At 59.8% G+C, this 11,424-nt stretch carries 10 protein-coding genes; 3 read left to right on the forward strand and 7 right to left on the reverse strand.

The genetic code is table 11. The features are described 5' to 3' along the window. Window positions 1-4: 4 nt before the first annotated feature. Genes FBY12_RS19755 through FBY12_RS19765 form a run of 3 tightly spaced genes read right to left on the reverse strand, consistent with a single transcriptional unit; the run spans window position 5 to window position 1,771 of the window. Entirely contained in the window at window positions 5-280 is a 276-nt protein-coding gene (locus FBY12_RS19755; protein ID WP_145255153.1) for a phosphopantetheine-binding protein, read from the reverse strand. Further along, window positions 258-1,070, reverse strand: coding sequence for a 1-acyl-sn-glycerol-3-phosphate acyltransferase (locus FBY12_RS19760; protein ID WP_145255155.1), 813 nt, complete (start codon window positions 1,068-1,070; stop codon window positions 258-260). The genes FBY12_RS19755 and FBY12_RS19760 overlap by 23 nt, the downstream gene beginning before the upstream one ends. Then, the gene (locus tag FBY12_RS19765) at window positions 1,046-1,771 is read right to left on the reverse strand and encodes a beta-ketoacyl synthase chain length factor (protein WP_145255158.1); all 726 of its coding nucleotides are present in this window, start codon (window positions 1,769-1,771) and stop codon (window positions 1,046-1,048) included. Before FBY12_RS19765 ends, FBY12_RS19760 begins: the two co-directional genes overlap by 25 nt. A 358-nt stretch (window positions 1,772-2,129) precedes the next feature. Here FBY12_RS19765 and FBY12_RS19770 point away from each other — a divergent pair, with 358 nt between their 5' ends. After that, complete coding sequence (locus tag FBY12_RS19770; protein WP_109504082.1) at window positions 2,130-2,900, forward strand: ParA family protein; 771 nt, start codon at window positions 2,130-2,132, stop codon at window positions 2,898-2,900. Between the two features lie 130 nt (window positions 2,901-3,030). Here FBY12_RS19770 and trxC read toward each other — a convergent pair whose 3' ends face one another. Then, the gene (gene trxC, locus FBY12_RS19775; protein WP_121731557.1) at window positions 3,031-3,465 is read right to left on the reverse strand and encodes a thioredoxin TrxC; all 435 of its coding nucleotides are present in this window, start codon (window positions 3,463-3,465) and stop codon (window positions 3,031-3,033) included. Window positions 3,466-3,659: 194 nt separating this feature from the next. On the opposite strand from trxC, the gene FBY12_RS19780 reads away from it, so the two are divergent. Together FBY12_RS19780 and FBY12_RS19785 are read left to right on the forward strand one after the other, a co-directional pair. Beyond that, the gene (locus tag FBY12_RS19780) at window positions 3,660-3,956 is read left to right on the forward strand and encodes a type II toxin-antitoxin system HigB family toxin (RefSeq protein ID WP_145255161.1); all 297 of its coding nucleotides are present in this window, start codon (window positions 3,660-3,662) and stop codon (window positions 3,954-3,956) included. Next, window positions 3,953-4,354, forward strand: coding sequence for a type II toxin-antitoxin system HigA family antitoxin (locus FBY12_RS19785; protein WP_145255164.1), 402 nt, complete (start codon window positions 3,953-3,955; stop codon window positions 4,352-4,354). Before FBY12_RS19780 ends, FBY12_RS19785 begins: the two co-directional genes overlap by 4 nt. Before the next feature lie 4 nt (window positions 4,355-4,358). Here FBY12_RS19785 and selO read toward each other — a convergent pair whose 3' ends face one another. Genes selO through FBY12_RS19800 form a run of 3 tightly spaced genes read right to left on the reverse strand, consistent with a single transcriptional unit; the run spans window position 4,359 to window position 11,067 of the window. Further along, entirely contained in the window at window positions 4,359-5,822 is a 1,464-nt protein-coding gene (gene selO, locus FBY12_RS19790; RefSeq protein ID WP_145255167.1) for a protein adenylyltransferase SelO, read from the reverse strand. Window positions 5,823-5,870: 48 nt separating this feature from the next. Further along, a complete protein-coding gene (mscK, locus tag FBY12_RS19795) occupies window positions 5,871-9,287 on the reverse strand; it encodes a mechanosensitive channel MscK (RefSeq protein WP_371927489.1) in 3,417 nt (1,138 codons plus the stop codon). A 37-nt stretch (window positions 9,288-9,324) separates the two neighbouring features. Next, window positions 9,325-11,067, reverse strand: coding sequence for a potassium/proton antiporter (locus tag FBY12_RS19800; protein WP_121731554.1), 1,743 nt, complete (start codon window positions 11,065-11,067; stop codon window positions 9,325-9,327). Window positions 11,068-11,424: the final 357 nt, after the last annotated feature.

Genomic DNA, 11,424 nt, shown 5'->3' on the forward strand with positions numbered 1-11,424 from the left:
GGTCTCAAGCTGCCTGTTTTGCGCTGACGAATGCCGCAAGGCTCGCCACGTTGCTGAAATGGTTGCGAGTGTCCTTGGCGTCGGCGTCGATCTTGATGCCGTATTTTTTCTGGATCGCCAGACCCAGTTCCAGAGCGTCGACCGAATCCAGGCCCAAGCCTTCGCCAAACAGGGTCTGATCGTTGCCGATGTCGTCGGCACTGATGTCTTCGAGGCCGAGAGCTTCGATGATCAGTTGTTTAATATCCTGCTCGAGGCTATTGGTGTGCAGATCGCTCATCTTCGGCGAGCTCCTTAATAAAGTAGGTGTGCAAATAATCGTTGAGCTTGCGCGAGGCTTGCGGGGCAGGGCCTTGCGCGGCGAAGGTCTGTGGGTCTATATCGGCCCCGACACGGAAACTGAAGTGCACGCGCCGTTTCGGGATGCGATACCACGGTTCGGCTTTGGTCAGGGTGGTCGGGCTGACTTTGATAATCACCGGTGTGAGGATTTTCGCACCGCGCAGGGCAATGGCCGCGCCACCCCGATGAAAGGCCGGTGGCTGGCCGGGCTGGGTGCGCGTGCCTTCGGGGAAAATGATCAGGGTCTGGCCGCTTTTCAACGCGTCGGCAGCGGCGTCGAGCATGTCTATGCTGCCGTCGTTGCTGATGTATTCGGTGCGGCGCAGCGGGCCACGGGTGAACGGGTTTTCCCACAGGCTCTTTTTCACCACGCAATTGGTGTGGCGCACCAGACCGATCAAAAAAACTACGTCGATCAGCGACGGGTGGTTGGCGATGATCATTTGCCCCGGACGACCCAGTTTCTCCGCGCCTTGAATGTCGTAAGTCAGCACGCCTGCGCGGGCCATGAAACGCACGAAAAACCAGAAGCAGCGGCTGACGGTCTTGCGCGCTCGCAGCCGATGCGTCGCGGCATCACCGGGCAGGCAAGCGAGCACCGGGAACACCAGCAATCGCAGGCACAGCCCACCCAACCCGAAGAGGGCGAAGCTCGCGGCGGTGGCCAGCAAACGCCAATAGTAGGCGTCGCGGTTTTTTCCGGTTACGGGTTGCGTTGCCAGGTCCATACACGATTTTTCCAGGCATGTTGGCAGGTTGACTGCTGGCCGAGCAGGGTACGCAAGAGATTCAGGGCATGGGGCCAGTGGGTTTTCGGTAATTGCTGCGGATTGTTGCTCAACGACAGCTGCCAATCGTCGCCGGCGGTGAGCAAAAGGCCAACGGCGTAAGGGAACGGCACATCGTCGATCCACGCCGAGTAGGCTTGCGGCGGTTGTTCTTCGGTGACCACCAGCAGCACGGCGGGCGCGCCTTCCGAAAGTAGCGCCGCAGCCTCAAGCATGCCGTGTTCAAGGCCATCGCCGGCAGCGGCGAGGGCGGTCATTTCACTGGTTTCGCCGCGCATGATCGACCACAGGCCAATAACGGCGTTGTGCACCGAGAGGCTGAACTGGGTCGGCGACAGCGGCTGATCGGCGGCCAGATCGCTGAGAATTTCAAAGGTGCGCGGGGTTTCGCCATGACGGGAAATAAAGACCAGCGGTAGGTCCTGCCGACCATCGGCCAGTGGCCAGCCAACACTGAACGCCATCCGCGCCAGGCGGCTGAGTCGCCGGCGCTGCATGGCCGGCAGAAACGACACATCCGGGGCGGCATCGCTGCAGGTGGGCGCGACCGGTTGTCGGCACCATGCCTGCCAATCGTCCACGCTTTCGAGCCCAGGAGCCCATGCGCGCCATTGGGCGATGTTGAAGTTGATCACTGAGATTCATCCCGCCCCTGCGGGCTTTCCTTGACGTGGCGAGTCGCACAGATGTGCGCCCGACCTCACGTGGCGTTGAACGCCGAGTGGCGCGCATTATCCCGGTGCGGCGGGCGTGTAGCAAATGCTGGTTACATTTTGCGCAATGAAATGTACCGGTTGGTTCGTGGTAAAGCTGTCGTATTGCCATTATCCACATTCCAGCGCGCAAATCTGTCGGCTGCATCAGTGATGAACCAGCGATTTTGCGTCTTTTTTATCAGGAGTTTGCACTCGCCCGTGTAGGCCGGATGCGCGCAAGGTAGCTAAGCAGCGCGATGGACTACTACACTCGGGCAATTCTTTGATACACGGAGGTTTCGACATGCGGCGTGTGGTGTTCAATCAGAAAGGTGGGGTGGGCAAGTCGAGCATTGCCTGCAATCTGGCCGCAGTCAGTGCCAGCGAGGGTTATCGCACCCTGCTGGTGGATCTCGATGCCCAGGCCAACTCGACGCAATACCTGACCGGGCTCACCGGCAATGACATCCCGATGGGCATTGCCGATTTCTTCAAGCAGACCTTGTCTTCCGGGCCGTTCTCGAAGAAAAACCAGGTCGATATCTACGAAACCCCGTTCGACAACCTCCACGTGATCACGGCCACCGCCGAATTGGCCGACCTGCAACCCAAACTCGAGGCCAAACACAAGATCAACAAGCTGCGCAAATTATTGGACGAGCTGGACGAGGACTATGACCGGATTTACCTGGATACGCCGCCGGCGCTGAACTTTTATGCGGTGTCTGCGTTGATCGCCGCCGATCGTGTGCTGATTCCCTTCGACTGCGACAGTTTCTCGCGCCAAGCGCTGTATGGCCTGCTGGCGGAAATCGAGGAGTTGAAAGAGGACCACAACGAAGGGCTGGAGGTTGAAGGCATTGTGGTCAACCAGTTCCAGGCGCGGGCGAGCCTGCCGCAGCAGATCCTCGACGAGCTGATCGCCGAAGGCCTGCCGGTGTTGCCGGTTTATTTGGGCAGTTCGGTGCGCATGCGGGAGTCGCACCAGGCAAACACGCCGCTGATCTACCTGGATCCACGGCACAAACTGACCCAGCAATTTGTTGAACTGCATAACCTGCTTGAGAACGCCTGACCCCACAGCCACCTCCGAACCACTGTGGGAGCGAGCTTGCTCGCGATGAGGCCTGCACATTCAACATCTTTGTTGACTGAACGACCGCCATCGCGAGCAGGCTCACTCCCACATTTGGTCTGTGGTGGGCTTAGATTCCTTGGCTACGCAGCCAGCTGAGCAACTGCGGCAATGGCAGCGCGCCGCTCTGGCGCGCGATTTCCCGGCCGTTTTTGAACAGGATCAAACTCGGAATCGAGCGAATTCCCAACTGCGCCGACAGCTGTTGATTGGCCTCGCTGTCCAGTTTCGCCAACCGACACTTGCCCGCCAATTGCCCGGCCGCTTGCTCGAACACCGGCGCAAATGACTTGCACGGCCCGCACCATTCGGCCCAGACATCCACCAGCAACGGCAGATCACCCTTGATCTGGCTGGCGTAATCGCCTTGTTTCAACTCAAACGGTTTTCTCAGCAACACTTCAGCCTTGCAGCGACCGCATTTCGGCTGATCGCCCAAGCGCTCGGCGGGGATGCGGTTGAGGCCGTTGCAGTGGGGGCAGGGGATTAACAGTGGTTCAGACATGAGGGTGGTCCTGGTAAGAAGCCGTTGTCGTGTATTTGGAGACGTCTGCTGACATTTTCAATCGTGCAGCCTACCGCGCGAAAACTAGGCTGAGGTGAATCAGTGAGACCGCTGGTCTTTCGGGTGTTATCGCAACTTGCGATATTCCCAATCTGTGATTAACTCCCCATAGCAGAATGCGATAAGGATGTTGCATGCATGTCATCACCGAAAAACGCATACGCGAAGCCAAGGTCAAATGGCCAATGACTGCTAGCGCACTGGATCATTGGTATCACTTGGCCAAAGGAAGCAAACCGCACGATTTTGCGGCAATGAAGGCTCTGTTTCCCGCCATCGATAAAGTCGGTGAACTGCATGTTTTCGATATCGGCGGCAACAAGCTACGGCTGATTGCCTACGTCAGGTACCGTTCGCAGAAGCTCTATATCAAGCATGTACTTGATCACCGTGAGTACGAGCGCGGGAAGTGGAAGGAGGAAAGGGTATGAGTATTTTGATCAAAAGAGCTGCCGAGCATTGGGAGTTCGTTGCCCCGTTGATGCGCAAACCGAAAAACGAAGAAGACTACGACCAATTGGCCCAGGCTCTCGATGAATTGCTGGCGATGACCGGCGGCGATGAGTCCCACCCGTTGATGAGTCTGGTGGATATCATCGGCGACTGGATTGAGGAGTGGGATCACAAGCATCACCCGATGCCCAAACCGAGTGGCGTCGAGGTTCTCGGCTATTTGATGCGCGAGCACGCATTGAGCCAAAGCGACTTGCCGGGTGTCGGAACCCAATCAGTGGTTTCCGAAATCCTCAGCGGCAAGCGTCAGCTCAACGTGCGCCAGATCCGCTGGTTGGCTGAGCGCTTCGCTGTTTCGGCGGAAACGTTTATTTGAGCACTCACGACGAACAACTGATTTCCAAATGCTTGCCCCATTCCGGCGGCCGTTCTGCATAACTTTCCATCCCCGGCTGTTCCACGAACGGATTGCTCAGCACCGCATGCAGTCGGCGCACCTCGGCGTAGTCACCGCTTTCTGCTGCATCGATAGCTTTCTGCGCCAGGTAATTGCGCAGGATGTACAGCGGATTCACCGCGTGCATCCGAACTCGGCGTTGCGCTTGGTCGAGCAAGCCTTCGCGCGCAACCCTGGCCACATACAGTTCGGCCCAGGCATCGAAACCCTTGATGTCGACGAAGTCATCACGCAACTGCGCGACCGCCAGTTCCGGCGATTGATCGCCGAGGCGGCGGAAGAACAGGGTGTAGTCGACGCCGCTGTTTTGCATCAGTTGCAGCAGGTGTTCGAGGAGTTTCTGGTCGTCGTCTTCGGCGGTGGTCAGGCCGAGGCGGCGGCGCATCAGGTCGAGGTAGTGCGCTTGATACAGCGGCAGGTACAGGCCGAGGGTTTCGCGCAGGGCGTCGACGCTGATGAACGGCGTCAGGGCCTGGGCGAGGGCGCTGAGGTTCCATTGGCCGATCGGCACCTGATTGCTGAAGGAGTAGCGGCCCTGATCGTCTGAGTGGTTGCAGATGAAATTGGCGTCGAAATCATCAAGAAAGGCGAACGGGCCGAAGTCGAAGGTGATGCCGAGGATCGACATGTTGTCAGTGTTCATCACGCCGTGGCAGAAACCGTAAGCCTGCCATTTGGCGATCAGTTCGGCATTGCGCTCGACGATTTCGCGAAACATCGCCAAATACGGCTCGGGTTGTTCCAGGCATTCGGGAAAATGCATGGCCAGCACGTGCTCGCCGAGCTGCTTTTGCTGCTCGGGGCGCTTGGTGTAATAGAAATATTCGAAATGGCCAAAGCGCACATGGCTCGGCGACAGGCGCAGGACCATGGCCGCGCGTTCCTGTTTTTCACGCCACACCGGCGTGTCGGAGCCGATTACGCAGAGTGCGCGGGTGGTCGGGATGTTCAGCGCATGCAGGGCTTCGGAGGCGAGAAACTCGCGGATCGAGGAGCGCAACACCGCGCGGCCATCGCCCATGCGCGAGTAGGGCGTCTGGCCGGCGCCCTTGAGGTGCAAGTCCCAGTGTTCGCCGGCCTCGTTGTAGACCTCGCCGAGCAGCAGGCCGCGGCCGTCGCCGAGTTGCGGGTTGTAGCTGCCGAATTGATGACCGGAATAGACCATCGCCCGTGGTTCGGCCTCGGCCCAGAGCTTGTGGCCGCCGAACAATTCAGCGAACACCGGCGTCTCGGCCAGCGCCGGGTCGAGGTCCAGCAGGGCCATGGCGGCGGGGCTGGCGACCACCAGTCGCGGCGCGGCGATGGGCTCGGGCAGCACGTGGGTTGAGAATGCGTCGCCGAGGCGGGCGAAGCGATTATCGAAGGTCAGTTCGTCGAGGGCTTTCAACGGCCATCTCCAGCAGAATGTCCGAGCATTCTGCTAGGGATAAACGCGTTAGTCGAGTTTGGTCGGTGGCGGCTCTTGTTCCGGGTCATCCTTGGCGAGCCCGGTCGAGACATCCTTCGAAGGGTCTTTCGGCATGTCGGCTGCGCCATCCGCCGGCACTTCGCGCGAGATGATGGTTTTGTTCTCTTCCTCGACCGGCACCAACTTGTATTCCTGGCCATGCAGGTTCTTCAGGTAAACCTCCATCTGCCGGAACGAGATGTTGATGTTCTGCTTCTTGAACTCGTTGTTGATGAAGCGGTTGACCTCGTCGAGCACCGGGTTGCGGTCGCCGAGGTCGCGCACGTGCATGCGCAACTCGTGGTCGAGGGTGCTTTCGCCGAAATTCAGGAAATACACGTGCGGCTCGGGCTCCTTGAGCACGCGCGGGTTTTCGCGTGCCGCTTGCAGCAGCAAAGCCTTGACCAGATCGAGGTCGGAGCCGTAGTCGACACCAAGTTTCAGTGTCACCCGGGTAATGGTGTCGGTCAGCGACCAGTTGATCAGTTGCCCGGTGATGAACGTCTTGTTCGGGACAATGATGTCTTTGCGGTCGAAATCGGTGATGGTCGTGGCGCGGATGCGGATCTTGCTCACCGTGCCGGACAGGTTGCCGATGGTGATGGTGTCGCCGATCCGCACCGGGCGTTCGAACAGGATCATGATCCCGGAGATGAAGTTGGCGAAGATTTCCTGCATGCCGAAACCGAGGCCCACCGAGAGCGCCGCCACCAGCCATTGCAACTTGTCCCAACTCACGCCGAGCGTGGACAGCGTCGAGACAAAACCGACGCCGGCAATCACATACGACAGCAACGTGGTGGTGGCGTAGGCGCTGCCCTGCGCGAGGTTGAGCTTCGACAACACCAACACTTCGAGCAAACCGGGCAAGTTGCGCGCGAGGGCGAACGTGATGCCGATGATGATCAGCGCGCCGAGCATGTCGCCGATGCTGATCGGCACCATGCTCATGTTGGCGCCGGTGCCGCTGGTGTATTCGTAGAGCGTGACGTTGTCGAGGTACGAGAACACCGAAATCAGGTCCGACCAGACCCAGTACAGCGCGGCGATGAAACCGCCGAGCAGCGCCAGACGGATCAGGCGCAGCGATTGTTCGTTGACCTTTTCGATGTCCAGCGTCGGCTCTTCGATGACGGCTTCGCCCTCGCCGGCCTCTTTTGCAGCCTGACGTTTGGCCAAGGCGCGGTGATAGGCGAGGCGCCGTGCGGCAACGCTGAGGCCGCGCACAAACGTGGCTTCGATCACCAGCCAGAACATCAGCAAGTACAGGGTGTTGATCAAGCGATCACTGAGTTTCAGCGCGGTGTAGTAATAGCCGAAACACACGGCGACAAACAACGCGATTGGCAGCACCGCGAACAGCACCCCCACCGCGCGGCGGAACAGCGAAGCGCTTTCATGCGTCGGACTGCTGATCAGCAGGCGACCGAGCAACCACGCCATCAAACCGTAACAAGTCAGCACCACCGGCATGCCCAGCACATCGTCGGCCAGTGCCGCCGGTTGCAATTCGGCAACCGCCACCACGGCCACGAGGGCCATGACCACGAGACCGAGACGGCGGATCCAGCCCTGGAGGAATTCGACCTGAGGTTTTTCCCAACGGAAATGTAGTTCGGCGACGCCGCCCGGCGCGAGAATCCGGTAAGCGGTGTAGAACACCAGCCACGCCTGCCCCATCTGGATCAGCGCCGCGCCCATATTGGCGTTTTGCCCGCGGGCGTCGAATTGCAACGCGAGGCCGCACAACGCCAGCCCCAGCGCCACCGGCATCGCCAGCAGAATATTGATCAGAATCGCCTGCGGCGTATGCCACTGGCTGTCGCGTTTGAAGTGGCCGATGTCCTGGTGAACCTTGTTCAGCCGCGCGTACAAACTCTTGCGCCGCCACAGCAGCGCGCCGATCAGCAACACCAGCGGCAGGAACAGCAATGGCCGCTGCACCAGACCATCAATCAACTCGCTGACGCTCGACGTCCACGGCAGCGTGTTCACCTGACGCTGCAAGCGTTCCGGCACGCCGCGCATCCATTCCGGGTCCAGCGGTTTGTTGCTGGGAATCCAGAACATCTGCTCGTCGAGCGTCGCGCGCAGGCTCTGCGCGGTGCTGAGCAATTGTTTCTGATTGAGTTGCAGGGTGATCGATTCGTTGAGCACCGCGCTCAATTCGCGGTTCAGCCGCTCCAGCAGATCGGAGCGAGTGTTGGCCAGTTCCAGCAGGCTTTTGCGCAGTTGCGGGGTGACTTGCTCGGGCGGTTGCGTGGACAACAGATTGTCGACGTAGGCCGCCGGGTTGCTGAGCAATTCGCGCTGCTGGCTGACTTCAAATTGATACAAACGAATGTCGGCAATCTGGTCCGCGAGGTCGCGGTCGAGTTGCAGGCGCGGCAATGCTTGCTTCTGTTTATAGAGAATCTTCGACAGCAGCAGGCTGCCCTTGAGCACGTTGATTTGCTCGTCCAGCGCCGAATCGCTTTGCGTCACGCTGTCGAGTTGCTGCTTGGTTTGCAGGTTCTGCTGGGTGACTTCGTTGAGGCGGTCGGTGCTCTTGAGCAAGTAATCGGAGAGTTTCAGGTTGGCCGCGCTTTCGATCGCCAGCAGGCTGCTGCTGCCGGACTTCTGCGCTTCAATCGATTGCTGCGTCACGGTTTCCTGGGACTGCGCGAGACGCTTCTGGTTGATCAGCGTTTGCAGTTCCTGGATTTCCTGGTCCAGACGCGTGGCTTTTTCCGAGAGCAGGTCATGCTGGCTGTTGCCCAGATCCTGCAACTGATTGTTGCCGGCCAGTTCCTGGCGGCGCAGCGGAATCAGCGCGTTGAGCGCCGCGAGTTCGGCATTCAGTTGGTCGCGCTGCTCGCCGCTCAAGGTTTTGCCTGCGTCTTTGCCGGACTTGAGCGTGTTGTTGATCTGCTGAATGCGCGTCTGGCTGCTGGCGATCTCCGCTTGCGCGCGCTCGGGACGCGTCTGCGCGGTGATGATCAGGCTGTTGGCTTCAGACAGGGCTTTTTGCAGATCGCTTTGCTGGGTGGAACGCTCGGTCAGCATCTGCTCGAGTTGCTGGATCGACGAGTTGGCGTAGCGTTGTGCCACCGGCAGCACTTTGGTGCCTTTGAGCCGGGCCAGTTCGCGCTGATTCTCGATGTTGAGCTTGGGCGCGGTGGCCAGTTGCTGCTTCAGATCGCTGAGTTTCTGCTCGTAGTCTTTCTTGTTATTGAGCTGGGTCAGCGTGCCTTGCAGCACCGATTGCAGGGCTTTCTGGTCGGCCTCGGGCAGTTTGCGGTCGGCAATCTTGTCCAGGTTTGCCTGCACGGCTTCGCTGGTCGGCGGCTCCGCAGCTTGCAATGGACCAATGGAAAGACTCAGGCCCAGCAGGGCGATGGCGAACAGGGAGCGCAGGGTTGGCATAGATACCGGTCTGGAACTAGGTGAAAAGAATGGCAGTTTAGAGGAAGAGTCCCGGACCCGGGCGACTTCCTTCGGGGAATCTGACGCCCACTTTGCCAATCTTGTTCCCGTCCATGACCGCGACCGTCCAAATGGTACTGTTCCATTCCACCTGGTCACCGACGACCGGCGCACCGCCGACTTTCTGCGCGATAAAGCGGCCCAGCGACATGTCCGGATCGATGCCTTCGACCTTCAGCCCGTACAGCGCCGCAACCGCAGCCAGCTGGGCATCTCCTTCGAGTACGAAGTCGCCGAAGAAGCGCAAATCCAGACCGCGTTGCGGTGCCTGACTGAAGAGTTTGCCGAGCGCCGGGAGGTTGTGTTCATGGCCGATCACGCAGAGCAAATCGTCGACTTCGAGCACGGTACTACCCGACGGATGGAGCAGTTGCTGACCACGAAACAGGGCGGCGATCCGCGTACCTTCGGGCATTTTCAGCTCGCGAAGCGGTGAACCGATGCACCATTTCTCGGCGCCGAGGCGGTAAACGAACAACTCCCACTCGCTGGTGACGTGCACTTCCAGCGCCGAACGGGAGATCGGCGCGGGCTCCGGCGGCACCGTGACTTTCAGCAGCTTCGCCACCCATGGCAGGCTCGTGCCTTGCACCAGCAGCGAAACGAGGACGATGAAGAACGCGAGGTTGAAATACAGCTGAGCGTGCGGCAGGCCGGCCATCAGCGGGAACACCGCGAGAATGATCGGTACCGCGCCGCGCAGACCGACCCACGAGATAAAGGCTTTTTCCCGTCCGTGGAACGCTTTGAACGGCAGCAGGCCGACCATCACCGACAGCGGCCGCGCAAACAGGATCATCCACAGCGCCAGGCCCAGCGCGGGCAGGGCGATGGGCAGCAAGTCGTGCGGCGTGACCAGCAAACCGAGCACGAGGAACATGCCGATCTGCGCCAGCCACGCCATGCCGTCGAGCATGTGCAGAATGCCGTGGCGGCTGCGCACTGGACGGTTGCCGATCACCAGACCGCACAGGTAAACGGCGAGGAAACCACTGCCGTGCAAAGCGTTGGTCAGGGCGAAGACCAGCAGGCCGCCGGCAATCACCAGAATCGGATAGAGGCCGTTGGCCAGGTTGATGCGGTTGACAAGTTGCAGCATGACCCAACCGCCGCCCAGACCAATCACGCCACCGATGCCGAACTCACGGACCAAGTGCCCGAGCAGGCTCCAGTGCAGGCCGGTCTGGCCGCTGGCGAGCATGTCGATCAGGGTCACGGTGAGAAACACCGCCATCGGATCGTTGCTGCCGGATTCGATTTCCAGGCTGGCGGTCACCCGTTCGTTCAGGCCTTTGCCGCCGAGCAGCGAGAACACCGCCGCCGCATCCGTTGAGCCGACGATGGCGCCGATCAGCAGGCCTTGAATGATGTTCAGGTCGAACAGCCAAGCGGCCGCCATGCCGGTCAAACCGGTGGTGATCAACACCCCGACCGTGGCCAGCGACAGCGCCGGCCATAAGGCCACGCGGAAACTCGAAACCCGTGTGCGCAAGCCGCCATCGAGCAGGATCACGGCCAACGCGAGGTTGCCGACGAGGTAAGCGGTGGGGTAGTTATCGAAGATGATGCCGCCGCCATCGACGCCGGCCGCCATGCCCACGGCCAGGATGATTACCAGAATCGGGATGCCGAGGCGCGACGAAAGTGAGCTCACCAGAATGCTCGCACCTACCAGCAACGCGCCGATCAAGAACAGGCTGTTGATGGTCGTCGCATTCAAAGGCAATACTCCAGAAAGCTGAAAAAACAAGGCACAAACTGACCATGCAGTCTGCGTGCCAGCGATTCTAACCTGTTGAAATGTGATGCTGTCAAAAAGCTTTTGACGGTGTGGTGATTGGGTTGGGGTTCGGCTTGGGATCGGCCCCTCACCCTAGCCCTCTCCCCAGAGGGGCGAGGGGACTGACTGAGGTGTTTGTTCGAAGTGCTTCGACGTGGAAGATTGCAGCGAACTCAGGGGTGGTTTTGAGATTTCGATTTGGCTTGGGATCGGCCCCTCACCCTAGCCCTCTCCCCAGAGGGGCGAGGGGACTGACTGAGGTGTTTGTTCGAAGTGCTTCGACGTGGAAGATTGCAG

The sequence above is a fragment of the Pseudomonas sp. SJZ131 genome, assembly GCF_007828705.1.
Lineage (GTDB): Bacteria > Pseudomonadota > Gammaproteobacteria > Pseudomonadales > Pseudomonadaceae > Aquipseudomonas > Aquipseudomonas prosekii.